General features: G+C 71.2%; 25 protein-coding genes and 1 tRNA gene. 8 read left to right on the top strand and 18 right to left on the bottom strand.

Features of this window, described 5'->3' with window-relative positions:
* Position 1 precedes the first annotated feature (1 nt).
* From ABZ671_RS14975 to ABZ671_RS14955, 5 genes are read right to left on the bottom strand one after another with little or no spacing between them, the layout of a single operon-like run.
* Complete coding sequence (locus ABZ671_RS14975) at positions 2–1,504, bottom strand: penicillin-binding protein 2 (protein WP_357857053.1); 1,503 nt, start codon at positions 1,502–1,504, stop codon at positions 2–4.
* Positions 1,501–2,991, bottom strand: coding sequence for an FtsW/RodA/SpoVE family cell cycle protein (locus tag ABZ671_RS14970; RefSeq protein ID WP_357857050.1), 1,491 nt, complete (start codon positions 2,989–2,991; stop codon positions 1,501–1,503). The genes ABZ671_RS14975 and ABZ671_RS14970 overlap by 4 nt, the downstream gene beginning before the upstream one ends.
* A 28-nt stretch (positions 2,992–3,019) precedes the next feature.
* Positions 3,020–4,501: a protein phosphatase 2C domain-containing protein gene (locus ABZ671_RS14965; RefSeq protein WP_357857047.1), complete on the bottom strand. Its 1,482-nt coding sequence runs from the start codon at positions 4,499–4,501 to the stop codon at positions 3,020–3,022.
* On the bottom strand, positions 4,498–4,983 hold the full coding sequence (locus ABZ671_RS14960) for an FHA domain-containing protein (protein WP_357857044.1): 486 nt from the start codon (positions 4,981–4,983) through the stop codon (positions 4,498–4,500). Before ABZ671_RS14960 ends, ABZ671_RS14965 begins: the two co-directional genes overlap by 4 nt.
* A 6-nt stretch (positions 4,984–4,989) precedes the next feature.
* Positions 4,990–5,778, bottom strand: coding sequence for a DUF3662 and FHA domain-containing protein (locus ABZ671_RS14955; protein WP_357857162.1), 789 nt, complete (start codon positions 5,776–5,778; stop codon positions 4,990–4,992).
* A gap of 208 nt (positions 5,779–5,986) precedes the next feature.
* Here ABZ671_RS14955 and ABZ671_RS14950 point away from each other — a divergent pair.
* The 3 genes from ABZ671_RS14950 to ABZ671_RS14940 all read left to right on the top strand — a co-directional run bounded on the left by ABZ671_RS14950 (position 5,987) and on the right by ABZ671_RS14940 (position 8,057).
* Positions 5,987–6,072, top strand: a tRNA-Leu gene (locus ABZ671_RS14950).
* Between the two features lie 108 nt (positions 6,073–6,180).
* Positions 6,181–7,254 (top strand): NAD-dependent epimerase/dehydratase family protein, encoded by a 1,074-nt coding sequence (locus tag ABZ671_RS14945; RefSeq protein WP_357857041.1) that lies wholly within the window; start codon positions 6,181–6,183, stop codon positions 7,252–7,254.
* Positions 7,251–8,057, top strand: a complete 807-nt coding sequence (locus tag ABZ671_RS14940; protein WP_357857038.1) for a WecB/TagA/CpsF family glycosyltransferase — start codon at positions 7,251–7,253, stop codon at positions 8,055–8,057. The genes ABZ671_RS14945 and ABZ671_RS14940 overlap by 4 nt, the downstream gene beginning before the upstream one ends.
* A 201-nt stretch (positions 8,058–8,258) precedes the next feature.
* Here the strand turns inward: ABZ671_RS14940 and ABZ671_RS14935 are convergent, their stop codons facing one another.
* The 3 genes from ABZ671_RS14935 to ABZ671_RS14925 all read right to left on the bottom strand — a co-directional run bounded on the left by ABZ671_RS14935 (position 8,259) and on the right by ABZ671_RS14925 (position 9,896).
* On the bottom strand, positions 8,259–8,663 hold the full coding sequence (locus tag ABZ671_RS14935) for a hypothetical protein (RefSeq protein WP_357857035.1): 405 nt from the start codon (positions 8,661–8,663) through the stop codon (positions 8,259–8,261).
* 160 nt (positions 8,664–8,823) lie between these two features.
* A complete protein-coding gene (locus ABZ671_RS14930; protein WP_357857032.1) occupies positions 8,824–9,045 on the bottom strand; it encodes a DUF397 domain-containing protein in 222 nt (73 codons plus the stop codon).
* Positions 9,015–9,896 carry a helix-turn-helix transcriptional regulator gene (locus tag ABZ671_RS14925; RefSeq protein ID WP_357857029.1) on the bottom strand — a complete coding sequence of 294 codons (882 nt, stop codon included), beginning with the start codon at positions 9,894–9,896 and terminating at the stop codon, positions 9,015–9,017. Before ABZ671_RS14925 ends, ABZ671_RS14930 begins: the two co-directional genes overlap by 31 nt.
* Positions 9,897–10,581: 685 nt before the next feature.
* On the opposite strand from ABZ671_RS14925, the gene ABZ671_RS14920 reads away from it, so the two are divergent.
* Together ABZ671_RS14920 and ABZ671_RS14915 are read left to right on the top strand one after the other, a co-directional pair.
* Positions 10,582–10,866 (top strand): hypothetical protein, encoded by a 285-nt coding sequence (locus tag ABZ671_RS14920; protein ID WP_357857026.1) that lies wholly within the window; start codon positions 10,582–10,584, stop codon positions 10,864–10,866.
* Positions 10,867–10,975: 109 nt separating this feature from the next.
* Positions 10,976–11,401, top strand: coding sequence for a hypothetical protein (locus ABZ671_RS14915; RefSeq protein ID WP_357857023.1), 426 nt, complete (start codon positions 10,976–10,978; stop codon positions 11,399–11,401).
* Positions 11,402–11,404: 3 nt separating this feature from the next.
* On the opposite strand, the gene ABZ671_RS14910 is transcribed toward ABZ671_RS14915, so the two are convergent.
* The gene (locus tag ABZ671_RS14910) at positions 11,405–12,115 is read right to left on the bottom strand and encodes a PASTA domain-containing protein (protein WP_357857020.1); all 711 of its coding nucleotides are present in this window, start codon (positions 12,113–12,115) and stop codon (positions 11,405–11,407) included.
* A 188-nt stretch (positions 12,116–12,303) separates the two neighbouring features.
* On the opposite strand from ABZ671_RS14910, the gene ABZ671_RS14905 reads away from it, so the two are divergent.
* Positions 12,304–13,455 (top strand): hypothetical protein, encoded by a 1,152-nt coding sequence (locus ABZ671_RS14905; protein ID WP_357857018.1) that lies wholly within the window; start codon positions 12,304–12,306, stop codon positions 13,453–13,455.
* An 11-nt stretch (positions 13,456–13,466) separates the two neighbouring features.
* Here the strand turns inward: ABZ671_RS14905 and ABZ671_RS14900 are convergent, their stop codons facing one another.
* The gene (locus ABZ671_RS14900) at positions 13,467–14,945 is read right to left on the bottom strand and encodes a glutamate--cysteine ligase (protein ID WP_357857015.1); all 1,479 of its coding nucleotides are present in this window, start codon (positions 14,943–14,945) and stop codon (positions 13,467–13,469) included.
* A 250-nt stretch (positions 14,946–15,195) separates the two neighbouring features.
* Positions 15,196–15,777, bottom strand: coding sequence for a YceI family protein (locus tag ABZ671_RS14895; RefSeq protein WP_357857012.1), 582 nt, complete (start codon positions 15,775–15,777; stop codon positions 15,196–15,198).
* A gap of 102 nt (positions 15,778–15,879) precedes the next feature.
* Here ABZ671_RS14895 and ABZ671_RS14890 point away from each other — a divergent pair, with 102 nt between their 5' ends.
* On the top strand, positions 15,880–16,389 hold the full coding sequence (locus ABZ671_RS14890; RefSeq protein WP_357857009.1) for a MarR family transcriptional regulator: 510 nt from the start codon (positions 15,880–15,882) through the stop codon (positions 16,387–16,389).
* A gap of 257 nt (positions 16,390–16,646) precedes the next feature.
* On the opposite strand, the gene ABZ671_RS14885 is transcribed toward ABZ671_RS14890, so the two are convergent.
* From ABZ671_RS14885 to ABZ671_RS14870, 4 genes are all read right to left on the bottom strand, one after another.
* On the bottom strand, positions 16,647–19,232 hold the full coding sequence (locus tag ABZ671_RS14885; RefSeq protein ID WP_357857006.1) for a helix-turn-helix domain-containing protein: 2,586 nt from the start codon (positions 19,230–19,232) through the stop codon (positions 16,647–16,649).
* Between the two features lie 150 nt (positions 19,233–19,382).
* The gene (locus ABZ671_RS14880) at positions 19,383–20,531 is read right to left on the bottom strand and encodes an acyl-CoA dehydrogenase family protein (RefSeq protein WP_357857003.1); all 1,149 of its coding nucleotides are present in this window, start codon (positions 20,529–20,531) and stop codon (positions 19,383–19,385) included.
* A gap of 80 nt (positions 20,532–20,611) precedes the next feature.
* Positions 20,612–22,144, bottom strand: a complete 1,533-nt coding sequence (locus ABZ671_RS14875) for an acyl-CoA carboxylase subunit beta (RefSeq protein ID WP_357857000.1) — start codon at positions 22,142–22,144, stop codon at positions 20,612–20,614.
* 132 nt (positions 22,145–22,276) lie between these two features.
* Positions 22,277–22,918, bottom strand: coding sequence for a TetR/AcrR family transcriptional regulator (locus ABZ671_RS14870; RefSeq protein ID WP_357856997.1), 642 nt, complete (start codon positions 22,916–22,918; stop codon positions 22,277–22,279).
* Between the two features lie 35 nt (positions 22,919–22,953).
* On the opposite strand from ABZ671_RS14870, the gene ABZ671_RS14865 reads away from it, so the two are divergent.
* A complete protein-coding gene (locus ABZ671_RS14865) occupies positions 22,954–23,292 on the top strand; it encodes a rhodanese-like domain-containing protein (protein ID WP_357856994.1) in 339 nt (112 codons plus the stop codon).
* A gap of 80 nt (positions 23,293–23,372) precedes the next feature.
* Here the strand turns inward: ABZ671_RS14865 and ABZ671_RS14860 are convergent, their stop codons facing one another.
* From ABZ671_RS14860 to ABZ671_RS14850, 3 genes are all read right to left on the bottom strand, one after another.
* The gene (locus tag ABZ671_RS14860) at positions 23,373–24,293 is read right to left on the bottom strand and encodes a hydroxymethylglutaryl-CoA lyase (protein ID WP_357856991.1); all 921 of its coding nucleotides are present in this window, start codon (positions 24,291–24,293) and stop codon (positions 23,373–23,375) included.
* A gap of 64 nt (positions 24,294–24,357) precedes the next feature.
* Complete coding sequence (locus tag ABZ671_RS14855) at positions 24,358–25,695, bottom strand: biotin carboxylase N-terminal domain-containing protein (RefSeq protein WP_357856988.1); 1,338 nt, start codon at positions 25,693–25,695, stop codon at positions 24,358–24,360.
* Positions 25,696–25,737: 42 nt separating this feature from the next.
* A complete protein-coding gene (locus ABZ671_RS14850; protein ID WP_357856986.1) occupies positions 25,738–26,361 on the bottom strand; it encodes a TetR/AcrR family transcriptional regulator in 624 nt (207 codons plus the stop codon).
* Positions 26,362–26,429: the final 68 nt, after the last annotated feature.

The raw sequence follows: 26,429 nt of genomic DNA, 5'->3' as shown, positions 1-26,429 counted from the left end.
GTCAGCGGCCTCCGGAGTCGATGACCGCCGCCATGATCCGACCGGCGATCCGGGCCGCCTCGGCGCTGCCGCCGCTCCCGGCCCGCTCCAGCTCCACGCAGACGGCCGAGATCGGGGTGCCGTTCTTGTCGAGCACGAAGCCGATGAACCAGCCGTGGTCGGGGGTGCCCGGGCCGGACTCGGCGGTACCCGTCTTGCCGCCCACGGTGTATCCGTCGATGGCGGCCTTCCGGCCGGTCCCGTTGCGGACCACGTTGACCATCATGTCCCGCAGGTCGCCGGCCACCGGGCCGCTGACCGGCCGGCGCAGCTCGCGCGGGTCGGCGTTGTAGTAGCTGGTGGTGCGGTCCGGCGCGAGCAACTGCTTGACCAGGTACGGCCGCATCTGGCTGCCGTCGTTCGCCACTGCGGCGGCGATCAGCGCGCCCTGCAGCGGGGTCATCCGCACGTTGTTCTGCCCGATGGAGGACTGGGCCAGCGCGGCGGGGTCGGTGCTGCCGTCCGGGTTCTGCATGTCGCCGGTCCGGCTGGCCGCCACCGGTAGGCCGCCCTTGCCGAGCTGCCCGACCGTGAGGTCGTCCTGCTCGAAGCCGAACTGTTGGGCCTTCTCCTTGATCTTGTCCGCGCCGAGCCGCACGCCGAGCTGGGCGAAGCCGGTGTTGCAGGAGTCGGTGACGGCCTGCTTGAGGGTCACCTTGGCCTGGGGGCAGATCGAGTCCACGGCGTTCGTGATCGGATGGCCCGCGGTCGGCGGGGTCCAGCTTCGCCCGGCCGGGATCTGGGTCTGCTGGCCGACGCCGTTCTCCAGCGCCGCCGCGGCCACCACGATCTTGAAGGTGGAGCCCGGGGGCAGGGTCTCGTTGAGCGCCCGGTTGGCCAGCGGCCGGTCCGGGTCCTCGTCCAGTTTTTCGTACGCCTTCTTGGCGGCCTCGGTGTCGTGGCTGGTCAGCGGGTTCGGGTCGAAGCTCGGCATGGAGACCAACGCCTGCACGGCACCGGTACGCGGGTCGATCGCGATGGCCGCGCCCCGGGTCGCGCCGACCTGGTTGTTCTGGAGCTGCTTGTACGCCGTCTCCTGGGCCCGCTTGGAGAGGGTCAGCAGCACGTTGCCACCGGCGGTCTCCTCGCCGGTGAACATGTCCTTGATCCGGTCACCGATGAGTTGGTCGCTGGTCCCGGCGAGGAACTCGTTCTCGAGCCGCTCGATGCCGATGTCGCCGAGGTTGACCGGCTTGTAGCCGAGCACGTGCGCGTAGGTCTCGCCGCCCGGGTAGGTGCGCTGGAACTTGAGCTCGCCGCCGGTGTCCTTGCTGATCGCGACCGCGGTGCCACCGACCTCGATGTTGCCACGCTTGCGGTCGTACTCGGCGACCTGGACCCGGCGGTTGTAGTCACTGTTGCGGTATTCGTCCGCCTTGTAGGCCTGGATCCAGTTCAGGTTCGCGAAGAGCAGCCCGAAGAGGACCATCACCACCACACCGACGCGGCGCAGGGGAGCGTTCACGGCCGGATCACCTCCGTGGGGGCACCGCGCAACTGCTCCGGCGGACCACCGCTCGGCCGAGAGGCCGCCGGCCCGCCGGGGGTCACCGGCCGGCTGGCGCCGTCGGAAATCCGGAGCAGGATCGCGATGAGCAGCCAGTTCGCCATCAGCGACGAGCCGCCGGCGGAGAGGAACGGGGTGGTCTGGCCGGTCAGCGGGATGAGCTTGCTGATCCCGCCGACGATGACGAAAATCTGGAACCCCAGGGTGAAGGCCAGACCGCCGGCGAGCAGCTTGCCGAACGAGTCCCGCACCGCCAGCGCGGCCCGCAGCCCCCGCTGGACGATCAGCAGATAGATCACGAGCAGCGCGGAGAGGCCGAAGAGGCCGATCTCCTCGCCGATGCCGGCAAAGATGAAGTCGGTCTGCACCTCGGGCAGCAGCGTCGGCTGGCCGGCGCCCGGCCCGGCCCCGAAAAGGCCACCGGTGCCGAGGGTGAGCAGGCCCTGGACGATTTGGTAACCCCGGTCGAGCGGCTCGGCGAACGGATCCAGCCAGATCTGCGCCCGGTCGTAGAAGTTGAGGAACGGCCCGCCCACGGTGCCGCCCAGGACGTACGCCAGGTAGGCCCCGCCGAAGAAGAGAATCAGGCCGATGAGCAGCCAGCTCACCCGTTCGGTGGCGATGTAGAGCGTCACCACGAACATGCCGAAGTAGAGCAGCGAGGTGCCCAGGTCCTTCTCGAAGACCAGGACCAGGATGCTGATCATCCAGATCACGAGGACCGGGCCGAGGTCCCGGCCGCGCGGGAAGTCGATGCCGAGCACCCGCCGGCTGGCCAGCGACAACACCTCACGCTTGCGAACCAGGTAGTAGGCGAAGAAGGTCAGCAGGGCGAGCTTGGCGAACTCACCCGGCTGGATCTGGAACCCGCCGAACCGGATCCACAGCTTGGCGTTGTTGACCTCGGAGAACTCCCCGGGCAGCATTGCCGGGATCATCATCAGCACGAGGCCGGCCAGCCCCAGGGTGTACGCGTACCGGGAAAGCGAGCGGTGGTCCCGCATGATCGCCAGCAGCCCGGCGGCGAGGACCACCGACGCGAGCGTCCAGGCCAACTGCCGGCCACCGGTGCCGGCGAAGATGGCCAGCTCCGCCCGGTCGGCGGCCTCGGCCTCGGCCAGGTCGTAGCGGCGTAGGAAGCCCACCCCGATGCCGTTGAGCAGGGCGACCGCCGGCAGCAGCGCCGGGTCGGCGAAGGGCGCGAGCCAGCGGATCGCCAGGTGCAGGGCGAGGAAGACCAGCCCCAGCACTGCGGCCGGGACCCAGAAGTCGGGGGTGACCGTGTCCAGCACGTTCGCCTCGACCGTCGCCCCGTACGCCGCCACCAGCAGGATGGCGAGCAGCAGCAGGGACAGCTCGGCGTTGCGCCGGGACCGGGCCAGGCGTACGCCCGCCTGCTCGCCCGTGGCGGCGGGCGAGACGGCCGGTGCGGCGGCTGCGGTCACGGTCGGTTCCTCGGGGTCGAGCCGACGCTCACTCCGGCGACCGGCAGCCCGCCGGATCGACCGGCGGAACGGTGTCGGAGACGACGGCGTCGGGCGCGGTGGTCGGCTCAGGGGTGATGGTCGGCTCGGGCGTGCCGGTCGGCTCGGGCGTGCCGGTCGGCTCCGGCGTGCCGGTGGCCGACGGCAGCACGTCCGCGCTGGCCGTCGTGGTCGGGGTCGACGCGCTCGCGGTGGTGACGGGGGTCGGGTTCGAACTGGTCGCCGCGGCTGTCGGACTGGGCGGGCAGAGCGGCTTGAGGTTGGGGTTGGTCGGGTCATCGCTGATCAGCTCGGCCAGCCGGCGCTCGGCGTCCGGCTCGCTCTTGGCCTGGATGCCCTGCTTGACCTGCTCCTGTGCGGCCAGGGTGAGGTCGTCCAGCTTGGCCTCGCTCCGGGCGTGCACGCTCGACAGGTCGAGCCCGGCGATCCGGCCCGGCACGCCGCGGAAGACGGCGAGCTGGCCGTCCTCGGTGGCGCCCACGTAGTACTGGCGCTGGGTGTAGCTCCACCCGCCGAAGACGCCGCCGCCGAGAATGACCAGGAGCGCCAGCAGCATCGCGGCGGTACGCACCGGCCGGTGCCGGCGCCGCTCCGGCTCGTCGTCGTGGGCGTCCACCGGCTCCTCGGGCGCGGGCGCCCGAGGGGCGGACAGTGCCGAGGCGCGGGCCGCCGGGGTCGAGACGTCGGCGGAGGTGGCCATGCCCCGGTCTCGGGACGCGGCGCCGCCGACGATGGGGGTCGCCTCAACGATGTCCTGGTCGGTGGCGTCGGCGATGATCACGGTGATGTTGTCCGGGCCGCCGCCCCGCAGGGCGAGCTGCACGAGGCGCTCCACACACTGCTGCGGGTCGGCGTACTGGCGCATGGTGTCGGCGATGGTCTCCGCGCTGACCACCCCGGAGAGGCCGTCGGAGCAGATCAGATAGCGATCGCCGGGAAGCACCTGCCGGACGCTGTATTCCGGGTCGATGTCGCGGCCGTCCAGCGCCCGGGTGAGCAGCGAGCGCTGGGGGTGGCTGCTCGCCTCCTCCGGGCTGATCCGGCCCTCGTCGACGAGCATCTGGACGTACGTGTCGTCCTTGGTGATCTGCGCGAACTCGCCGTTGCGCAGGAGGTAGGCCCGCGAGTCACCGATGTGCACCATGCCGATCTTGCTGCCCGAGAAGAGGGTCGCGGTGAGCGTGGTGCCCATCCCCTCCAGCTGCGGGTTGGCGTCGACGGTGTCGCGGAGCTGTTGGTTGGCGGTGCCCACGGCCGAACGCAACGCGTCGACGAGGGCGTCCCCGGGGACATCCTCGTCGAGCGGCGCCATGGCACCGATGACGATGTTGCTGGCGACGTCACCGGCGGCCATGCCGCCCATGCCGTCGGCGACGGCGAGGAGCCGCGGCCCGGCGTAGACGGAATCCTGGTTACCGTCTCGGATCAGACCGCGGTCGCTGTGGGCCGCATAGCGCAGGGTGAGAGTCATGGCCGTAATTCGAGGGAAGTGCGGCCGATTCGAATCGGCACGCCGAGGGGGACGGGGGTTGGTCCGGTGACCTTAGCGCGATCCAGGTAGGTGCCGTTAGTCGATCCGAGGTCCTCGACGAACCACTGTCCGTCGCGCGGCACAAGTCGGGAATGCCGCGCCGAGGCGTAGTCGTCGGTGATCACCAACGTCGAATCCTCGGCCCGACCGATGGTGATCTGGGATTCGCCAAGGGTGATACGGGTGCCGGCCAACTGGCCGGCGGTGACCACGAGTTGGCGTGCGGCTCTGCCCCGCTTCACCTTCGCCGGTTTCGCCGCCTGCCCGGTCGAGGCTCCGACCGCGCGGGGCGCGGCCACCAGCCGACCCGACCGGGCCCCCGCGAAGAGGTCCCGGCGGATCACCCCGACCACCGTGAACACGAAGATCCACAGCAGGATGAGGAACCCGAACCGGGCGACGGTGATGACGAGTGCCGGCAACGCTGGTCAGCCGTCCACGCGGAAGGTCAGGGTGGTGGTGCCGAGCTGGATCATGTCGCCCGGGTTGAGGGCGACGGCGGAAACGCGCTGGCCGTTGACCATCGTGCCGTTGGTGGAGCCGAGGTCGGTCAGCACGACCTGGCCGCCGTCGAAGTCCAGCCGGGCGTGCCGGCGGGAGATGCCGACGTCGGGCAGGCGCAGGTTGGCCTGGTCACCGCGACCGATCACCGTCGAGCCCATCTGGAGCGGGTAGGTGCGGCCGTCACCGGAGACCAGCCGGACGTTGCGGCCGCCGCCGTGCCCCGGCGGCGGGCCGTAGCCGCCGCCCTGGTCGTACGACGGGTAGGCCGGGCCGGCGTCGTAGCCACCGGGCGCGGCGACCGGGGCGACGTCGCCGCCGGTGTAGACCTCCGCGGTGACCCGGAACATGCCGGTGTCCAGCCCTTCGCCGCGCTCGACCTCGACGATGACGTCGCCGTAGACCGTCCAGGCCTGCTCGCCGATGAACTCCGCCTGCGACTGGGCCAACTCCTGGGCCAGGGCAGCGGCGTAGGGCGCCAGCCGACTGTGGTCGTACGGCGAGAGATCGATCACGTAGCGGTTGGGCACCAACGTGCGCCCACCGGCCAGGATCGCCTTGTGCGCCTCGGCCTCCCGCTGCATGGCGTTGAGGATCTCCACGGGGTGGACCACCCCTTTGAAGACCTTGGCGAAGGCCCCTTCGACCAGGCCTTCCAGACGCTTCTCGAAGCGTTGCAGCACGCTCACCGGCTCCTCCTCGGGTCCCGAGGCAATGATGGTATCCGGACACCGCCTCCGCAGCTCACATGCCGCTCGGCCGGCCGCCGGCGGCCCGTTCGTAGGGAGTCCTGCGACCGTGTTACAGTTCGTCCGCCACGAACGGTAATCGCTCGTGGCGATGACCAGAAACAGCGTAGTATGTCGGAGCCCCCGCCGCCGATGCCGGGCCCGGGATGAGATACGGTGTTCGAGGTCAAGCCACGGGGAAGTGGCGGAATGGCAGACGCGCACGGTTCAGGTCCGTGTGCCCGAAAGGGCGTGAGGGTTCAACTCCCTCCTTCCCCACCATCACGAGGGCTCCGCAGCTTGCGGGGCCCTCGCGCCGTATTGGGGGCCGTGCCGAGCATCACGCTATGCTCCGATGGTTTCCCTGCCCCGATGAGCCAGGAGTGGCGTGTGACTGTCGCGTTGGTGACCGGTTCGGGCGGTCTGATCGGCTCCGAGGCGGCCCGGCATTTCGCCGGCCTCGGGCTCGACGTGGTCGGCATCGACAACGACATGCGGCGATACTTCTTCGGCGAGGACGGCTCGACGTCGTGGAGCCTGGAGCGGCTCACCGCCGACCTGGGTGCCGCCTACACCCACTTCGCGGTGGACATCCGAGACCGGGACGGCTTGGAGCAGGTCTTCAAGAAGTACGGCTCGGACATCGCGGTCGTGATCCACAGCGCCGCGCAGCCCAGCCATGACTGGGCCGCCAAGGAGCCGTACACGGACTTCGACGTCAACGCGGGCGGCACCCTCAACATGCTGGAGAACGCCCGCCGGCACGCCGCCGACGCGCCCTTCATCCACTGTTCGACCAACAAGGTGTACGGCGACCGCCCGAACAGCCTGCCCCTGGTCGAGTTGGAGACCCGCTTCGAGCTGCCCGAGGACCACCCGTATCACCAGGGCATCACCGAGGACATGTCGATCGACGAGTCACTGCACTCGGTCTTCGGCGCCTCGAAGGTGGCCGCCGACGTGATGGTCCAGGAGTACGGCCGGTACTTCGACATGAAGACCGCCTGCTTCCGGGGCGGCACCCTGACCGGTCCGGCCCACTCGGCGGCCGAGCTGCACGGCTTCCTGGCCTACCTGATGCGCTGCGTGATGGAAGGTCGCACCTACAACCTCTTCGGTTACAAGGGCAAGATGGTCCGGGACGCGATCCACTCCCGGGACGTGCTGACCGCGTTCGAGGCGTTCTTCCGCGCGCCACGGTCGGCCCAGGTCTACAACCTGGGTGGCGGTCGTCACTCGAACACCTCGCACATCGAGGCGTTCCGGATCGCCGAGGAGATCACCGGCCGCGCCGCGAACATCAACTACGTCGAGCAGGCCCGTACCGGCGACCACCAGTGGTACGTGAGCAGCATGGCCCGGTTCGAGGAGCACTACCCCGACTGGAAGATCACCTACGACGTGCCGATGATCCTCCAGGAGATCTACGAGGCGAACGTCGACAAGTGGGTGCCGAAGGCATGACCGCCGGCACCAAGCGGAACGTGCTCGGCGTCCTCGTCGACGCGACGGACTACGCCCGGGCGACCGAGGCGGTCGTCACGGCAGCGCACGAGCGTCACCCGCTGGCGCTGACCGCGCTCGCCGTGCACGGCGTGATGACCGGGGTGCTCGATCCGGCGCACAACGCCCGGCTCAACTCGTTCGACGTGGTCACCCCGGACGGCCAGCCGGTCCGCTGGGCACTCAACCTGCTACACGGCGCCGGCCTCCACGACCGGGTCTACGGCCCGGAATTGACGCTTCGGGTGCTGCACCGGTTCGCCGACGAGGGCCTGCCGGTCTACCTGTACGGCTCGACCGAGGAGACCCTGTCCCGGCTGGTTCCGACGCTGGAGCGAAAGTTCCCGGCGCTGAAGATCGCCGGGGTCGAGCCATCGAAGTTCCGCTCGGTGCAGCCGGGCGAGGACGTCGAGATCGCCAACCGGATCAAGGCCAGCGGCGCCCGGCTCGTCCTGGTCGGGCTGGGGTGCCCCCGCCAGGAGATCTTCGCGTACGCCATGCGGCCGCTGCTGGACATGCCGCTGATGGCGGTCGGCGCCGCGTTCGACTACCACGCCGGCCTGCTGCGTAACCCACCACCCTGGATGCAGCGCGCGGGGCTGGAGTGGTTCTGGCGGCTCGGCCTGGAGCCGAAGCGGCTGTGGCGGCGCTACGTCCTGCTCAACCCGGCCTACCTGGCCCGGCTGACCGCCCAGAAGGCCGGCCTGTGGAAGGCCACCCCGCCGCCGGCGGCCACCGAGCGTCCCGCCGCCTTCGACGTCTGAGCGGCGGCCACCCTACGACGCGCGGCGGCCACCCCAGAAGGTGACCGCCGGACGCCGGTGGGAAGGTTGCCTCGACGACCGCCTCGCAGCGGTGTCGAGCCGAGCGTAGGCCGCCGGCCCGGTTCCCGGGTACATGCCGAAAGCCCAATAACGCCGGGCGGATGACCCTCACGGGGGCGTGCTACGGAGCTGCCCACCGGGTCAGCGCGGGTGGTTGGCCCCCGGTACGTACAGCAGCTCAAGGATCGCCCGGGTCGCCTCGAACCAGCGGTCCAGCCAGCCGGGCGGCGGCACGCTGCCCCGCGGTGGCAACTCCAGCAGCAGACCCCGCAGGAGCGGATGGTCCACCAGGGAATCGGCCTGCTCCACCGGCCAACCGGCCGGGGGGAACGACGGCTCGGTGAGCGGGTTGGAATCCAGGGACGGCAGGCTGAGCGGCGGAGAGGCCTGCTCCGGGGCGGCTGCGTCCCGGCCGCCGCCGAGCTCGGTGTCGACGGAGACCACCTCGGTGAGGACGGTGTCCCGGCGCGCCCCGCGGTACTTGCCGCCGAACCGCTCCGGTTTGCCCGGGCCGGTGGTGAGGTTCTCTGAACCGATCGTCGTCATCCGTCTCGCCTGCCTCGTTCGGTTGCCGATCTGTGCGGTTCAACGAGGCGGAACGGAAGTGGCGACGGGTGGACCCGGCCGACCCCGCGGGGGCGTACGAAATGGTCCCGCCCGGCCGACCGGCCGGACGGGACCACGCACACAATCCGGGTTCGCCGGATCAGCCTCGGGCGAACCCACCGCCCCGGGCACCGGCGACGAAAGCGTGCCAATCACCTGGAGCGAAGACCAGGGCAGGGCCCGTCTTGTCCTTTGAGTCTCGGACGCCGACCGCCCCGGTCACGTACGCGACCTCTACGCAATTGTCGCAGTTCGGCCCGCTCTTCGAGCTCTTGAACCACGTCGCCTGCGTCAGGTCCACGGGGAACTTCTTGGTCGCCATTTCCACAACGGCTCCTCTGCCAGTTTTGCGATGTGAGCGATGGACTCCTCCGGACGTATGGCCGCTGCTCGAATGTGATCGAAGATGAAGCTGTACTTCTGCAGTTCGTCGCTCTTCTCGAGGAAGAGCCCACCCGTGGCGTTCTCCGCGTACACGACATCAGGATCACTGAGTTCGGGGAAGCTGAGGATCGTGAAGGTCCCGTCCATGCCGGCGTGCGCACCCACCTCGAAGGGCAGGACCTGCACCGTCACGTTCGGCAGTTCGGCCACCTCCACCAGCCGCTTGAGCTGGTCACGCATCACCGCGTCACCGCCAACCGGCCGGCTCAGCACCGCCTCATCGAGCACCACCCATAGATCGACCGGATCATCCTGAGTCAGCAACGACTGGCGATCACGACGGACACGGACACGTTGTGCGACTTCCTCGGCGCTGATGTCGGGCCGGGCGGCCCGGATCATCGCGCTCGCGTACTCCTCGGTCTCCAGCAGTCCCGGCACGACCTGCTGCTCGTACGCCCGAATCGAGCTGGCCGCCGACTCCAGCCCCACGTACGCCCCGACCAGCACGGTGGTGTAGGGATGCCACCAGCCCTTCTGGCGGGCCTCGCGGGCGATCTGCACCAGCTCGTCGCTCTCGGCGCCGACCACCCCGTAGATCCGAAGCATGTCCCGCACGTCGCGCGGGGTGGCCGTGGTGTGGCCGGTCTCGATGCGGGAAATCTTGGAAGCTGAGCACTCCAACTGCTCGGCGACCGCCTCGATGGTGATGCGGGCGGCCTCCCGCTGGCGACGGAGCTCCGCCCCCAGGCGTCGACGTCGGATGGTGGGACTACGCCGCTCGCTCACGATGCCGCTCCGCAGGTTGCTGGACGACGGCTCCAGGTCGCAGCACGGCGGCAGACGCGCCGGGCTGGAGTGGTCGAACGGGGATGACGGCTCCTCGCGCTCACCCGACTACCTCCGGTCGATCGCGCCCGGTTCGACACCCGCCGGGGGCGCGAACCGTCGTGCGGCGGGCGATCGTTCGCGGCATGGGGGGTGGTGCCGGTCGTCGACCGGCCGCGACGGGCGAAACCGGCGTCCAGTGTGCCGCCCCGGCACCTACGGCTTCAAGCATTCCGTTCACGTGTTGTGCTCACGTATCGGCAAAAGTCGACGTGCAACTTGCATGAAGCACGTCCCTGGTGCACTCTGTCGGTATGGCACGGGTTACTCACCGTCTCCGCATGATCTCTCGACGTGGTGATCCCACCGAACGTGGTACGGCGAGAGGCGAGCCGTCCCGTGCCCCACGACCTGCCCCGGCCTGAGTGCCTCGCCGCTGCACGCCAGTGTGGCTGCGGCGGTGGGAGCGACAACCGGGAGCAGCCGGGTGTCGGTCGGGTGTCGGCCCGCGACCGCGGGTTCGGCCCGACCGCCACCGAGCACCTGATCAGCCGGTCCACGAGGCACGACCCCTGTCACCGGGCCGACCTGTCCCCCGATCAGCCTTCGCCGGCTCGCCCGCCGGCCGAACCTTCCAGGAGCCCAAGTGCATCCCCGCTCCGGTGACGTACTGCACGTGAATCGCGCGGCGAGTGTCCAGTTCCTCCGACCGATCATGTTCCGGGTGATCCGGGTGCTGGACTGGCCGACCTATGACGGCTGGCTCTGGCTCGACGGCTACGAGCTGAACGCGGCGGGGGACGCCGTCAGCCGACGCTCGATCTTCGTGCAGCGGGCGGGGCTGCGGCAGTTGCAGGCCGCCCCGACACCGCGTCAGCACACCGTCCGAGCCCGGCGTCCGGTCGCCCGTACCCCGGTCCGGGTCGGCTGACCCAGGCAATTGCCCAGCCGGGGGCGGGCCGCCGCTTTAGAATCGGTAACGCCCACCCCGGCAACGTTTCCACCCCGCGCGTCCCGGACCACTGAACCTGGGATGGTCCATGGTCAATCTGCCCGCCGCGCGGCGGCACCACCGGTCCCCTGTCGGCTACGCCTTCGGGCTTCTCGCACTCCTCGGCGCCACGGTCGCACTCGTGCTCGTGGTCCGTCACCCGGCCTACTCCGCCACCGACCAGTTCACCGAGCCGGTACCGGCTCCCGAAATCACCGTGGCCGGAAAGAACCCCGGGCGGGCCACCGACCCGGAGGACGAACCGGGTTGGGCCGGTTCGGGCGCGGCCGCCTTCGGCGACGAGGTCGACGCGCCACCCGACCGAGCGGGTGGCGGCACCGGCGAGGAAGCGCTGGCCGGCGGCGCACGGGACACCACCGACGTCAGCCGGTCGCTGTTCTATTCGGGGCTGCTGGGCCTCGCCATCTCGCTGGCCGGGCTCGGTCTGGTCGGCACCAGACGCCGACAGTGGTGACGGTCAGGGGGTTCGTGCCGCCGTCGGGCCGAGCGTCCCGGTGCTCGCCGCGGTCGTCGCCTCCCCGGCCTCGGCCACCACGATCGTGACCTCGGTGCCACCGGCGATCAACCCACCGGCGACCGGATCGGTCTCGATCACCGTGCCGGCCGATTTGTCCGACGGCCGCCGCTCAACCTGGTAGGGCACGTCCAGCAGGTCGAGGGCCGCCCGGGCGGCGGCCTCCGGCAGCCCCACCAGGGGCGGCATCGCCACCTGGGGTGCGGCCATCGTGGTCGGCGGGATGCTCGGCGCAGTGGTCGGCGGCGAAGTGCTCGGCGCGGTGCTGGTCGACGCGGCGCTGGTGCCCGGGGCGGTGGTCGGCGCGGGCGAGGGTGCGGGAGGCGATCCCGGATCCCGCTGTGCCGCGCGCAACGCCAGCCAGACGCCCAACCCGATCAGCGCGACCAGCGCCAGGGCGAGGATGCCCAGCAGAATCGGCATCCACCAGCGGCGATCGGACTGCTCCTCGGCGTACCACTCGGCGCCGGTCTCGGCATAGCCGGACCGCGGCGGAGGCACCCCCGCCCGCCCGGACCAGACCGGCGGGACGGCCGGCTCACTGACTGTCTGGTTCCCGGGTTGTTGCCGCACGGTGGCGTCCCCGGTGTCATGGGGCAGCGGACGGGTGGCGTCGGGGTCCTCGGCGGGTGGTTCCGGGCGGTTGTCGCTCATGGCAACTCCTCTCGCCACCGGGACGGGCGCCCTGGCCCTCGACTGTCCACGGTAGCGGTCCGGGGTGCCATCGCCAGATACCAGCACGGCGAGCCACCGGTCACGACCGCCGCTGCCCGGCCCGTCGCACGGCGGGCCGGCGCTCGCCCGGCTCGCCGCATCGATCGGCGGGCGCTACGCTCCCCGGCATGGCCAGACGGGGCTGGGGAGCATCGGTCGCCGCCGCGCTCGGCGTCGCCGCCGGTACGGGGGCCGCGCAGCTGGGCATCGGATACGGGCTCGGCATCATCAACTGGGCACCGGCCGGTGCCGTCCGGGGCGAGGCGGCCTGGCTCGCGAGCCTCGCCTGGGCCACCTGGATCTCTGCGACCTCGGTGGTCGCCGGCGCGGTCTGCGTCCACCGTCTGCAGGGCGGGCACGACGAGGATCCGGGCGGCCCGCTGCGAAAGCTCGGCCTGGCAGTCGGCGCCACGGTCGGTGCGCTGATCACCGTGCTGCTGGTTGCCGTCCCGGCCCGCGCGGCGCGGGTGCCGGACACGTCCGCGCCGCAGGCCGTCGCCGCCGGGTATGCCGCCGCCGGGCTGCTGCTCGGGCTGCTCCTGGCGATCTGGGCGCTGCACACCCGGGCGGTCGCGACCAACCTCGTCGCCACCACCGGCTGGCTCTGGCTGCTCGCGGTGGTCGCGGTGGTCGACGGGGTGCTCTCCGGGCGCGGGCTGACCACCGCTCAGCTCGGCAGCTGGCAGATCAACACGGACAGCGAGCAACTCTGGATTCGGGACTACTGCTACTGGCCCGGAGCCCTCCTCTCACTGGGCGCCGCCCTGGTGATCGGCGCGCTGGCGGCCCGGCGCACCGCCCAGGTGCCGCAGTGGCGGGTCGGGACGGCGGCCTCCGGGGCGGCCGGACCGTTCCTCGTCGCGCTCGCCTACCTGCTGGCCGTGCCGAGGCTCGGGGCGATCACTCCCGAACAGTTGTCGGCCCACCTGATCGCTCCGTACGCGGTGATCGCCGGGGTCGGGGGCTCCGTGCTGGTGGCCATGCTGGCCCAGCGAGCCGAACATCGGAATGCTACCCACGCCGAGGTGTCCCTGCCCCGGCAGCGCACCGACGAGCCCGCCCCCGCCACCGACGAGGTCGACACCGCCGATGAGGTCGACCGACCTGCTGTTGACCCGGTCGTCCAACTGACCGCCGACAGCACCGAGACGCCCACGACACCTGAGGGCACCTCCGACAGCCCGGCGCCGGACGCCCTGGCCGGGACCGCCGGAACCGGCGACGCGGATGACGCGGGTGACGGCGGGCGGGCAGCGAAGGGACGCCGTCGCGGTCGCTGAACCGCGGAAGATCAGTCGATCGGCCAGGTGTGGACGGGCTCGTTGGTGCGCTGGAACTCCGCGTACCGCTGGAGCATGTGGTGCAGCGCGGCGCGCCGGCCCATGCCCCGGTGCCGCTCGGCCGCCCACACCATCTCCGTCTGCCAGGCGGCACCATTACGACCGGTGCGGCAGCGCTGCTCAATGACGCCGAGGAGGCGGTCCCGCTCGGCCGGGGCGACGCCGAACCCGTCCAGGCCCTGCGCGGCCAGGGGTAGCAGGACGTCAAGCACGAGCTTGGTCACCGGCACCTCGCCGAGCCGGGGCCAGTGCAGTACGGCATCCATGCCTCGCCGGGCGGCGGCATGAAAGTTCTCCTCGGCGGAGCTGAAGGTGACCTGACTCCAGATGGGACGGTCCGCCTCGGCGAGGGCCCGGGCGAGCCCGAAGTAGAAGGCACCGTTGGCCAGCATGTCGACCACGGTCGGCCCGGCCGGCAGCACCCGGTTCTCCACCCGCAGGTGCGGACGGCCGTCCATGATGTCGTAGACCGGCCGGTTCCAGCGGTAGACCGTGCCGTTGTGCAGCCGCAGTTCAGACAGCTCGGGCACCCCGCCGGCGTGCAGTACCTCGACTGGGTCCTCGTCCGCACAGATGGGCAGCAGCGGCGGAAAGTAGCGGACGTTTTCCTCGAACAGATCGAAGATCGAGGTGATCCAGCGTTCCCCGAACCACACCCGGGGGCGTACGCCCTGGGCCTTGAGCTCGTCCGGTCGGGTGTCGGTGGCCTGCTGAAAGAGGGCGATCCGGGTCTCCGCCCAGAGCTGCCGGCCGTAGAGAAACGGCGAGTTCGCGCCCACCGCCACCTGAGGGCCGGCGATGGCCTGGGACGCGTTCCAGTAGTCGGCAAAGCTGTCCGGCGCGACCTGCAGGTGGAACTGGAGGCTGGTGCAGGCGGCCTCCGGGGCGATCGAGTCGTTGTGCGTCCGGAGCCGCTCTACGCCGCGGATGTCCAGCTCGAAGTCCTCGCCCCGGGCGCCGACGATCTGGTCGTTGAGCGCCCGGTAGCGCTCGTTGGTGGAGAGGTTGTCGGCGACGAGGTGCCGCTCGGTGAGGGTGGGCAGGATGCCCACCAGCACGATCTTGGCATCCGACCGGGCGGCTCGGTCGTCGGCGCGGGCGAGGCTGTTGCGCAGGTCCCGCTCGTAGTCGCCGAAGCCGGTGCCCTCGATGAGTCGGGGCGGGGCGTTCAACTCCAGATTGAACTGCCCCAGTTCGGTCTGAAAGAGCGGGTCCGCGATGTCGGCGAGGATCTTCTCATTGCGCATGGCCGGCTCTGCGGCGGAGTCGACCAGGTTCAGCTCGATCTCCAGCCCGGTCATCGGGCGGTCGGCGTCAAAGCCGAAGTCGTCCAGCATCAGCGCGAAGACATCCAGGCAGCGCCGGACCTTCTGCCGGTAGCGAACCCGGTCCTCCCGGGAGAAGGCGCCCTGCTCGACGTCCCTGCCCATGTGTCCTCCCGGCGCGAGGCGTAACGGAACCGTACCGTTCCGGAACGCATTGTGAACCATTCACGTTAAAACCGCCCGGCACACCGGTACCAGGGGCCGGGCGCAGGTCTGCACTTCTACCCAGCCCGCGCCCGCCGCACCCCTGGTCGCCCGAGTTCAGGACGTGACGGATCTCGCCCCGGGTCCACGTACGACGAAACGGCCCGCGCCGTCGGCGACGGCGCGGGCCCACAAAGGTCGTACGGGCGGGTCAGGCCTGGCGGATGGCCTCGCCCTCGATCTCGATCTTGATCTTCTTGCCGACCAGGACGCCACCGGTCTCCAGGGCGACGTTCCAGGTCAGGCCGAACTCCTCACGGTCAATCTCGGTGCTCGCGGAGAAGCCGAAGATGTCCTGGCCGAACGGGCTGCGGCCGACACCCTCGAACTCGACGCTGAGCTCCACCGGGCGGGTGACGTCCTTCACGGTCAGCTCGCCGGTGAGGACGAACTCGTTGCCGTCCCGGGACTTCACGCCGGTGCTGCGGAACTCCAGCGTCGGGAACTTCTCGACGTCCAGGAACTCGGGGCTGCGCAGGTGCCCGTCGCGGTCGGCCTGGGCGGTGTTGATGCTCGCCGCCTGGATGGTGGCGGTCACCGAGGACGCCATCGGGTCCTCGGCGATGGTGATCGTGGCGGTCGCCTCGGCGAACTCACCGCGCACTTTGCTGACCATCATGTGCCGCGCGACAAACCCGACCCGCTTGTGGGCCGCGTCCAGCTGGTACGTGCCGGCCGACGGGATGGTGAGGCCTGCCCACTCGCGGGTAACCGTCTCGGTGCTGCTGGTCATGGGTGCTGTCCTCCAGGGAAGAGTGGTTACTAACCCAACGATTGACTGAGCAACTATAAACTCAACAATATTCCCCGTGTCAAGTATTGCTAGGATGGTGGCGTGGACCAGAGCGTGTTCGACGACCCCCGGATCACCGCCGTCGGCCTTCTCGTCGAGGCGTACACCGGCCTGTCGGCCCGGTTCGCCGCTCAGTTCGAGGAGCATGGCCTTTCCCCGGTCGAGTTCGAGGTGCTCACCCGGCTCGCCCGCTCGCCCGGCAACCAGCTACGAATGACCGATCTGGCCGCCCAGACGTCCCTCTCCACCAGCGGGGTGACTCGGGTCGTCGACCGGATGGAGCGCGACGATCTGCTCTGCCGTCGCGCCTGCCCATCCGACCGGCGCAGCTCGTACGCGGCGGTGACGGCCACCGGGCTGGCCCGGCTCGACGAGACCCTGCCGGGGCACCTCCGGATCATCGAGGAATGGTTCACCGGCCAGCTCGAACCGGCCGCGCTGGCGGCGCTCCTCGACGGCCTACGCCGGGTCCGCGACGCGGTCTACCCGGGTGCCACCGCCGGAAGCACAGACCCCGCCCCGATCGACGAGGCCGACGAGGCCGGCTGCTGAGGTGCCCGGGCGCGCTCGCCGGACACCGGCAGAAAGACCGGCAGAACCCGTAGAGGACATGGATAACTATCGCAAATAGGCCTAAATGGCCCACACTTCGGGGATAGGCTTCCCGGCAAGCGGGGGGTGGCACCGGGGGGTGCCGGCGCGAGCGATGAGCGAGGGGCGACACCAGGGGGCTGTTCGCTCGCGCCACCCCGCCCTGCCTCATCGCCTTCACGACCCGCCTGGGGCGGGCCGCCGGAGGTGTCCTCCGGTCAGCCCTGGCGGCTGAGCCGCCCGCGACGGGCCACCAGCGCGTAGAGCAGACCCTCCTCCCGGGGCAACAGCTCAATCCCGCTGGACCGCCGCACCCGGTCAAGCCGGTCCAGCACAGCCAGGTCGGCCGTGCTCGCCGCCAGGCCCACCAGCGCCTCGATCAGGTCCCGTCGGTTCCAGCCGTCGCCCGCCGCCGCCGCCGCGTACCACTCGGCCGCCAGATCACGGTCGCCCCGGTACAAGGCGAGGTGTCCCTCGATCAGTGCGCAAATCGCATCCTCCGACCGGCGAATGGCCTCCCGCCCGGCACCGAGCGGATCCGCGCCCTCCCTGGGCCGCAGCTCGGCGATAACCTCCAGCGCCTCGCCGGCCTGCCCCGCCTGGGCCAGCGCCAGGCCGACCGTGCCGAGCACCCGACGGCGGTGGCCCGGGTCGCCCAGCTCGGCGAGGGCCGCCGCCGCCCGCCGCCCCTGCTCCACGGCGTCGACGTACCGGCCCTCCAGGCGGGTCACCTCGGCGAGGCCGACCCACGCCAACAGCCGTAGCCGCTGCTCCCCGGACTGGCCCGCGAGCCGCTCCACGACGGCCAGTCGGCGCCGCGCCCCGGCCAGCTCGCCCATTCGTACGTCGTGCCAGGTCAGATACGCCTGGGCGGTGGCCAGGTCGCGGAGCCGGCCATGCCGGACGGCCAGCTCCAGCGCCGCCTCAGCCTGCTGCCGGGCCTCGTCGTGCTCACCGACGGCGGGCAGCAGCGCACCGAGCGTCAGGCGCGCCGACAGCTCCCCCGCCACCTCCTCGACATCCTGAAAGGTGACCAACGCGGCGCGCGCCGCGACCAGTTCCTCCGCGCCGGCGTCGTGCTCCACGGCCAGCTGGGCCGACCCGAGCTGCGCCCAGGCCCGCAGCACCGGGTCGGCGTCGACGGTACGCGGATCAGCCAGCAACCGACGCAGCCACTGGCGTCCGGAGACGTCGCGGCCCCGCAGCCGCCACCATTCGGGCAGCGCCGCCGCCAGCCGCAGCGCGGTCAGCGGATCGTCGTCGGCGGCGTGCATCAGGGCCGTGGTGATGTCACTTGTCGCCTCGTCCAACAGGTGCACCGCGGTCGGCAGGTCCGCACCGGCCAGCTTCGGTGCGACGCGGACCACCATCGCGGTGACCACGAGCGCGTGCCGGTGTCGGATCCGGCTCAGCTCGCCCGCACCGACGGCCTGCTCCCCGGCGAAGTCGCGTACCGCGTCTAGGAGACGGAACCGGAACGGACCGTTGCCCCGGACGCTGAGCAGGCCGAGCTCGAGCAGCCGGTCCAGCAGCGGCACGACGTCCTGATGCTGGCCGCCGTCCGCGACCAGCTCCTCGGCCAGCTCCAACGACCAGCGGTTGCGGAACGCCGAGAGGCGGCGCAACGCCGCCCGCTCCTCGGGCGCGAGCAGCCGATAGCTGGTCGCCACCGCCTCACGCAGGGTCACCGTACCCGCCGCGCCGTCGGCGGACGCCCAGCCCGTGCAGTGGCCGGTGGCGAGGTCGAGGACCCGGTCGCCGTACCGGTCGAGCAGCTCGGTGACGTCGAGGAGCCGCCCACGCGCGGCCATCAGCTCGATGGCCAGCGGCAGGCCGCCGAGGCGACGGACCAGCGCGGCGAGCGCCGGCAGCTCGGCCAGGCTGGGCGGCTCGCGGCGCACCAGGGCGAGCCGGTCGATGAACAGCGCCGCCGCAGGCCAGCAAGCCAGCTCGGCCGGTTCCGCCGGCACCGCCCCGGCCGGCGGTACGTCGAGTGGCGCGACCGGCCGGACCAGTTCGCCGGGTAGGCCGACCGGGCGGCGGCCGGTCACCAGCACCCGCAGCGTCGGTGCCGCGGCGACCAGCGCCCGTAGCGCCTGCGCCACCGACTCGGGTGCCCGTTCCACCGCATCCATGATCAGCAGCGCCGGTCGGCCGGCGAGCCGGACGGCGAGGTCGGCGAGCCGGTTCACGCCGAGCACCGCCGCCGATGCGGCCAGCACGTCGGCGGCGTCCGAGCCCTCGCCGACCAGCACTCCGGCGACACCGGCCGGATGCTCGGCGGCCACCGCGTACGCGGCGGTGAGGGCGAGCGCGGTCTTGCCGACGCCGGCCAGGCCGACCAGGCTCACCACCGGGCGCTCGGCGCTCAGCAGGGCGGCCACCTCGGCGACGTCCCGGTCCCGGCCGATCAGCGGGCCCGGTTGCGGCAGCGCGATCGGCGTACCGAATCCGGGGGCGACAGAACCAGCCACCGGAAGGTGCCGCGCGGGCGGGCGCGGCGCGTCGGCGGTGAGGTGCCGCGCGGCCGGGCCCGACGCGGACGGGACCGGCCGGGCCGCGGCGCGGAACGCCTGCCGGGCGTCGCCGGCCAGGCCGAGGGCGTCGGCGAGCAGGTCGACGGTGGTGCGCTGAGGCCGCGCCGACCGGCCCCGCTCCAGATCACGGACGGTCCGCACGCCAACGCCGGCCCGACCGGCCAGCTCGGTCTGGGTGAGACCGGCGGCGAGCCGGTGCCCACGGAGCAGCGCGGGCAGCGGGATACGACCATCCGGGCTCCGCGAAGGGTCATGATCCGGAGTCATGGCCACGAAGAGTACGGACGGGGCGCAACCGTCCACAGCCGACCGTCGCCCAACCGACCGCGCGGATATCCGACAGGGCATCGATCCTGGCGGCGGGTGTTAACCGGGGCCCCCTGCTATGCCTGAGGCGTTAACAGGGGGCCCTTCCTTTCACATGCCCAGGTCGCGGGCGATGATCATGCGCTGGACCTCGCTGGTGCCCTCGCCGATTTCCAGGATCTTGGAGTCTCGCCAGAAGCGGGCCACCGGGTATTCGTTCATAAAGCCGTAGCCGCCGTGGATCTGGGTGGCCTCGCGGGCGTTGTCCACCGCGATGGTGCTGGCGTACAGCTTGGCGATGGCCGCCTGCCGCTTGAACGGCTCGCCGGCGAGCATCCGGGCGGCGGCGTCGTAGTACGCCAGCCGGGCGGTGTGCGCCTTCATCTCCATGTCGGCGATCTTGAACTGGATCGCCTGGTAGTTGCCGATCGGCTGGCCGAAGGCCTGGCGTTCCTTCGCGTACTTGATCGACTCGTCGACGCAGCCCTGGGCGAGGCCCACGGCCAGGGCGGCGATGGCGATCCGTCCCTCGTCGAGGATGCGCAGGAACTGCGCGAAGCCCCGACCGCGCTCGCCGAGCAGGTTGGCCGCCGGCACCCGGCAGTCGTCGAAGATCAGCTCGTGCGTGTCCGAGGCGTTCCAGCCGACCTTGGAATAGGCGGGCGCGACGGTGAAGCCGGGCGTACCCGACGGGACGATGATGGTGGACAGCTCCTTCGAGCCGTCCGGCCTCGTCCCGGTGACCGCGGTGACCGTGACCAGCGCGGTGATGTCGGTGCCCGAGTTGGTGATGAACGCCTTCGAGCCGTTGATCACCCACTCGTCGCCGTCCAGCACGGCGCGGGTCTGGGTGCCGCCGGCGTCCGAGCCGGTGCCCGGCTCGGTCAGCCCGAAACCGGCCAGGGCCTCACCGCTGAGCAGCTTCGGCAGCCACCGCGCCTGCTGTTCGTCGGTGCCGAACCGGTAGATCGGCATCGCGCCGAGGGAGACCGCTGCCTCCAGGGTGATCGCCACGCTGGAGTCGACCCGGGCCAACTCCTCCAGGGCCAGGCAGAGCGCGAAGTAGTCGCCGCCCATGCCGCCGTGCTCCTCGGGAAAGGGCAGGCCGAACAAGCCCATCTTGCCCATCTGGCGGACGATCTCGTACGGGAAGGTGTGCTTCTCGTAGTGCTCGGCGATGGCCGGCGCCACCACCTCGCGGGCGAAGTCCCGCACGCTCTCCCGCAGCGCCTCTTGTTCCTCGCTGAGCCGGAAGTCCATCTGATCCTCCTGTCTGGATGGGCCGCCGGGCGCTGGTGACGCCGGGACGGGGTCGCTGATCGGGCCGGGTCGCGGCCGGGTCAGACCGGGGTGACGCCGTGCCGGCGCCGGGAGAAGTGCCGCTCCTTGCCCCGCGCGGCGGCGAGGCGACGGACCAGCTCGGCGCGGAGCTCGTGCGGTTCGACGATCGCGTCGACCACCAGCTCGCTGGCGAGCCGGACGATGTCGATGTCCCGCTCGTACTCCTCGCGCTTCGCGGCGACGAAGGCGGCCCGCTCGGACTCGTCCTCGATGGCGGCGATCTTGTTGGCGTAGACCGCGTTGACCGCGGCCTCCGCGCCCATCACCGCGATCTTGGCGGTGGGCAGCGCGATCGTCGCGTCCGGCTCGAAGCCGGGTCCGGCCATCGCATAGAGGCCGGCACCGTACGCCTTGCGGACCACCACGCAGATCTTGGGTACGGTCGCCTCGGAGATCGCGGTGATCATCTTGGCGCCGTGCCGGATGATGCCCTGCTTCTCCACCGCGCTGCCGACCATGAACCCGGGCACGTCGGAGAGGAACAGCAGCGGCACGTTGAACGCGTCGCAGAGCTGCACGAACCGGCTCGCCTTGTCGGCCGAGTCGACGAAGAGCACCCCGCCCTTGAACATCGAGTTGTTGCCGACCACGCCGACGACCTCGCCGTTCAGCCGCCCGAAGCCGATGGTCAGCTCCTTGGCCCAGAGCGCCTGGATCTCGAAGAAGCTGTCCTCGTCGAGCAGGCCCTTGACGTACCGGCGCATGTCGAACGCCTGCCGCTCGCTGGCCGGCACCAGCGCGGCCAGGTCGGCCTTCTCCGGCGCGGGCACGGCCTCGGCGGTCGGCGGCTGCTGGGTCCAGTTCGCCGGCAGGTAGGACAGGTAGCGCTTGACCACGTCGAGCGCCTCGGCCTCGGTCTTGCAGAGAAAGTGCCCGACGCCGGACTCGGCGCAGTGCACCTTGGCCCCGCCCATCGCTTCGAGGGTGGTCTTCTCGCCGGTGACCATCTCGACCATCCGGTCGGAACCGAGGTACATGCTGGCGTTGCCGTCCACCATGGCGACCACATCGCAGAACGCCGGGATGTACGCCCCGCCGGCCGCGCTGGGCCCGAACAGGGCGCAGACCTGCGGGATCGAGCCGGAGGCGCGTACCTGGTTCCAGAAGATCTTGCCGGCACCGCGCCGGCCGGGGAAGAGCTCGACCTGGTCGGTGATCCGGGCCCCGGCCGAGTCGACCAGGTAGACCATCGGCACGCCGGTCGAGTACGCCCGCTCGATGATTCGGATGATCTTCTCGACGGTACGCGCGCCCCAGCTGCCGGCCTTGACCGTGGAGTCGTTCGCCATCAGGCAGACGGGGCGGCCGTCGATGGTGGCCGTGCCGGTGACCACACCGTCGGCGGGCAGCCCCTCGGCCGTCGCGTTGGCGTAGAGGCCGTCCTCGACGAAGGAGCCCTCGTCGACCAGGAGAGCGACCCGCTCGCGGGCGAAGAGCTTGCCCTTGGCGGCGTTCGCCGCGTGGTACTTGTCCGCACCACCGGCCTTGGCACGCTTGCGCAGCTGCTCCAGAGCCTCACCGTCGAGCGTCACGCCGACTCCCTCGCCACCAGCCGCCTCGCGAGCGACCCACCGACCTGAACGATCGTTAGGCTAGCGCATCCCGGCCAGCTCCGGCGAACCAACAGGTGGCAACCGCCCTGGCCATCGGCAGCCAGCCGAAAGTCAGCCGGTGAGGGCGTCAGCGAGGGCCAGCACGGCGATTCGCAGCCGCTCGTCGCCCAACTCGTCGCGCACCGCGTGCACGTGCTCGGCGGCGAGGGGGGCCAGCAGCGTGTGCGCGTCGGCCGCCGGGTCCGGGCGCCCAGCCAGCAGCAGCGCGACGTGCTGGTGCCAGAAGCGGTAGGAACCGACCCGGTAGCGGGCGCCCGGCGAGGCCGTCTCCGACATCCGAACCAGGTCGAGGTGGGCGAGCAGGTGGTCGAGGTAGGCGGCGACAAACGCCCGGAGCCGGTCGCGCGGGGACGACGCCGCGCCGGCCCGGCCGGGCCCGAGCGGGGCCGGGCCGAAGAGGATCGCCTCTTGGAGGGCGCGCTCCTGCTGGTCGAGCAGCGCCACGGCCAGACCGGCCTTGTCCCCGAAACGGCGAAACAGCGTCCCCTTGCCGACCCCGGCGGCGGCGGCCACCGCGTCCATCGAGACCGCCGCCACCCCGTGCTCGCGGAAGAGCGCCGCCGCCGCATCCAGGATCGCCGCCCGGTTGCGCGCCGCGTCGGCTCGCTCGCGAGGAGGTGACGTACGCAACTCCAGCAGTTGCCGGGGTGGGGTGGCAGAAGCGGACTGCGGTCCGCTAGTGTTCGGAGACATAACCGGACTGTAGTCCTTTTCTTTGGGAGGATGCCATGACCGCTCTCATCACTCGAGACGAGCTGCGCGCCGCGATCGACTCCGGCACCGTGACCGTCGTTGACGCGCTCGGCGGGGCGTACTACGCCCGGCAGCACCTGCCCGGCGCGATCCCGCTGGTCGAGGCCGAGGTGGCCGAGCGGGCCGGCGAGCTGCTGCCGGACCGGGACGCACCGATCGTCACCTACTGCTCCAACCCCGCCTGCCCGAACAGCGGCCGGGTCGCCGACCGCCTCACCGCCCTCGGCTACACAGCCGTACGGAAGTACGCCGAAGGCATCGAGGACTGGGTGGCCGCAGGCCTTCCGACCGAGTCCGGCAGTCTCGCCCGCTGATCCGCCCGGCCACCCGTTGATCAAGAGGTTTGCGCCCGGTCCCTTGCTGGGCGGACACAAACCTCTTGATCAACGCGTTGTCAGGCGGGGAGGGGCGTGAGGCGGGTACGCGGGCCGGCGCGGAGTACACCGCTCGGGAGCTTCTTGCCGATCAGCTCCTCGGCCAACTCGGCCGCCTCGATCAGCGCGTCCAGGTCGATGCCGGTGTCGATGCCCATGTCGTGCAGCATGTGCACGGCTTCCTCGGTCGCCAGGTTGCCGCTGGCACCCGGGGCGTACGGGCAGCCGCCGAGGCCACCGACGCTGGCGTCGAACTCGGTGACGCCCAGCTCCAGGGCGGTCAGCAGGTTCGCCAGGGCGGTGCCCCGGGTGTTGTGGAAGTGCAGCAGCACCGGGATGTGGGCGTTGCGGTCGCGTACCGCGGTGATCAGCTCGCGGACCCGCCGGGGCGTGCCCATGCCGGTCGTGTCACCGAACGCCACCCGGTCGGCGCCGTCGCGGACCACCCGGTCGACGATGCCGGCGACCCGCTGCGGATCGACGTCCCCCTCGTACGGGCAGCCGAAGCTGGTCGCGATGATCACCTCAGCCCGGGCACCCGCGCCGTGCAGCAGGTCGATCAGCTCGGCGATGTCGTCCAGCGACTCCTCCGTCGAGCGGTTGACGTTGCGCCGGTTGTGCGTGTCGCTGGCCGAGACCACCACCTCGATCTCGGTGAAGCCGGCGGCCAGGGCCCGCTGCGCGCCACGCGTGTTCGGCACCAGGGCGGAGTAGCGCACCCCGTCTGCCCTGGCCGCCAGCTGCCACACCTCGTCGGCGTCGGCCATCTGCGGGATCGCCTTCGGATGCACGAAGGAGACGGCCTCGATCCGCTTGACACCGGTTCGCGACAACGCGTCGAGCAGCCGAACCTTGGCCTCGGTCGGAATCGGCTCCTCGTTCTGGAGTCCGTCCCGCGGTCCGACCTCGCGGATCGACACGGAGTCTGGCAGTTCCGCCATAAGGGGTCACCTCACTGTGACGGTCTTACGTGATGGGTGTCCCCCAGCATGTCACCCCGGCCGGTCAGCGCATGCGGGAGACGATGCCGGTGTCGTAGTCGCCGGAGAGGAACTCCTCGTTCTCCAGCAGCTCGGCGAAGAACGGCACGTTGTTCTTCGGGCCGGCGATCTCGAACTGGGCCACCGCCGCCCGCGCCCGCTCGACCGCCTCGGTGCGGTCCTTGCCGCTGACAATCAGCTTGGCCAGCAGGCTGTCGTAGAACGGGGTGACGGTGTTGCCGGCGACGTAGCCGGAGTCGACCCGGACACCCTCACCGGTCGGCTCCACCCAGGTCTTGATCGCGCCCGGGCCGGGCAGGAAGCGCTTCGGGTCCTCGGCGTTGATCCGCAGCTCGATGGCGTGGCCGCGCGGGGCGAGCGCGTCCGGGTCGAAGGCCGGGGCCAGGCCGGCGGCCACCCGCAGCTGCTCCTCCACCAGGTCGACGCCGTAGACGTACTCGGTGACCGGGTGCTCCACCTGGAGCCGGGTGTTCATCTCCAGGAAGAAGAACTCCTGCGTCGCGGGATCGAGCAGGCACTCCACTGTGCCGGCGTTGCGGTAGTTGACCGCCTCGCCCGCCCGCACCGCAGCAGCCAGGAGGCGCTCACGCAGTTCCGGGGAGACCGCCGGGGACGGCGACTCTTCGACCAGCTTCTGGTTGCGCCGCTGCACCGAGCACTCCCGCTCACCGAGGGCGACCACCCGGCCGTCGGCCAAGCCGAGGATCTGCACCTCGACGTGGCGTACCCGGGGGAAATAGCGCTCGATCAGCACCGAGCCGTCGCCGAACATCCGCTCGGCGAACGAGCGGACCTTGTCGTACTCGGTGCGCAGCGCGGCCTCGTCGGCGGCCACTCCCATGCCCATGCCGCCGCCACCGGCCGCGGCCTTGACCATCACCGGGTAGCCGATCTCCGCGGCGGCGGCCACCGCCGCGTCCAGGTCGGCCGCCGGGTCGGTGGTGCCGGGCGCGACCGGCACGCCGGCCGCCGCCATCAGGTTTCGGGCGTTGATCTTGTCGCCCATCGCGGTGATCGCGTCCGCGCCTGGTCCGACCCAGATCAGGCCGCTGGCCTCGACGGTACGGGCGAAGTCGGCGTTCTCGGACAGGAAGCCGTAGCCGGGGTGGATCGCCTGGGCGCCGGTCGACTTGGCGGCGGCCAAGATGGCCTCGACGTTGCGGTAGCTCTGCGCCGGGTTGGCCGGGCCGACGCAGACCGCCTCGTCCGCCTCGGCCACGAACGGCAGGTCGGCGTCGGCCTCCGAGTGCACCGCGATCGCGCGGATCCCCAGCCGCTTGGCGGTACGGATGATCCGGCGGGCGATCTCGCCCCGGTTGGCGACCAGCAGCGACTCGATCATGTTTCCTCCCGGCGTCCAAAGGTTGGGACGGATGCTAGGGAATCACGAGTCGGTCGGCGCAAGCAGGGCGGCAAGGGTCGCGCCGCGCAGCAGCGCGGCCCGGCGGCGGCGCTCCACCTCACCGCCGAGGAACGGAGTGGAGTTCATCAGGCCGAAGGCGGCGTGGGCGAGAACCCGCGCCTCGCCGTCCGGCAGCCCCGGGTGCAGCGCGGTCAGCACCGTCACCCACTCCTCGACGTACATCCGCTGGAGCCGGCGGATCCGGCGACGCGGCTCGTCGGGAAGGCGGTCCAGCTCGTGCAGATGCAGGGCGATCACCGCCGGATTGGCCAGCGCGAAATCGACGTGAAAGTCGATCAGCGACTCCAGCGCGCCGCGCGGGTCGTCCGGGTGGTCGGCCGCACGCTCCTGCCCGCCGGCGAGCAGGCCCTCGCTGACCGGAATCAGCGCGGCGACCAGCATGGCCTCCTTGCCGGCGAAGTGGTGGTAGAGGGCGGGGCCGGTCACCCCGGCGGCGGCGCCGATGTCGTCCATCGACACGCCGTGGTAGCCGCGGGCGGCGAAGAGCCCCACCGCGATTTCCAGGATCTCGTCCCGCCGGGACCGGCGTCGACCCGTACCCGTCGCTCCGCTCGCCGCACCCCGCGATCGCTGTCCCACCGTCACCGGGCCAGCCTAGACCTCGGACGGGAAGAGGTGCAGCCTCGGTTACCCGCCGGTCGCTTCACCCCGCT

Origin of the sequence: Micromonospora sp. NPDC006766, assembly GCF_040636055.1 — a bacterium.
Taxonomy (GTDB): domain Bacteria; phylum Actinomycetota; class Actinomycetes; order Mycobacteriales; family Micromonosporaceae; genus Micromonospora.
Note: the sequence above shows the minus strand (reverse complement) of the source record. Positions and strands in the feature narration are given on the sequence as shown.

What these genes read in the sequence shown, in the direction of transcription:
- ABZ671_RS14965 (WP_357857047.1), bottom strand. Translation starts at nt 4,501, where the DNA reads ATGACTCTCACCCTGCGCTATGCGGCCCACAGCGACCGCGGTCTGATC.
- ABZ671_RS14940 (WP_357857038.1), top strand. Translation starts at nt 7,251, where the DNA reads ATGACCGCCGGCACCAAGCGGAACGTGCTCGGCGTCCTCGTCGACGCG.
- ABZ671_RS14935 (WP_357857035.1), bottom strand. Translation starts at nt 8,663, where the DNA reads ATGACGACGATCGGTTCAGAGAACCTCACCACCGGCCCGGGCAAACCG.
- ABZ671_RS14930 (WP_357857032.1), bottom strand. Translation starts at nt 9,045, where the DNA reads ATGGCGACCAAGAAGTTCCCCGTGGACCTGACGCAGGCGACGTGGTTC.
- ABZ671_RS14915 (WP_357857023.1), top strand. Translation starts at nt 10,976, where the DNA reads ATGGTCAATCTGCCCGCCGCGCGGCGGCACCACCGGTCCCCTGTCGGC.
- ABZ671_RS14910 (WP_357857020.1), bottom strand. Translation starts at nt 12,115, where the DNA reads ATGAGCGACAACCGCCCGGAACCACCCGCCGAGGACCCCGACGCCACC.
- ABZ671_RS14905 (WP_357857018.1), top strand. Translation starts at nt 12,304, where the DNA reads ATGGCCAGACGGGGCTGGGGAGCATCGGTCGCCGCCGCGCTCGGCGTC.
- ABZ671_RS14900 (WP_357857015.1), bottom strand. Translation starts at nt 14,945, where the DNA reads ATGGGCAGGGACGTCGAGCAGGGCGCCTTCTCCCGGGAGGACCGGGTT.
- ABZ671_RS14895 (WP_357857012.1), bottom strand. Translation starts at nt 15,777, where the DNA reads ATGACCAGCAGCACCGAGACGGTTACCCGCGAGTGGGCAGGCCTCACC.
- ABZ671_RS14885 (WP_357857006.1), bottom strand. Translation starts at nt 19,232, where the DNA reads ATGACTCCGGATCATGACCCTTCGCGGAGCCCGGATGGTCGTATCCCG.
- ABZ671_RS14880 (WP_357857003.1), bottom strand. Translation starts at nt 20,531, where the DNA reads ATGGACTTCCGGCTCAGCGAGGAACAAGAGGCGCTGCGGGAGAGCGTG.
- ABZ671_RS14870 (WP_357856997.1), bottom strand. Translation starts at nt 22,918, where the DNA reads ATGTCTCCGAACACTAGCGGACCGCAGTCCGCTTCTGCCACCCCACCC.
- ABZ671_RS14865 (WP_357856994.1), top strand. Translation starts at nt 22,954, where the DNA reads ATGACCGCTCTCATCACTCGAGACGAGCTGCGCGCCGCGATCGACTCC.
- ABZ671_RS14860 (WP_357856991.1), bottom strand. Translation starts at nt 24,293, where the DNA reads ATGGCGGAACTGCCAGACTCCGTGTCGATCCGCGAGGTCGGACCGCGG.
- ABZ671_RS14855 (WP_357856988.1), bottom strand. Translation starts at nt 25,695, where the DNA reads ATGATCGAGTCGCTGCTGGTCGCCAACCGGGGCGAGATCGCCCGCCGG.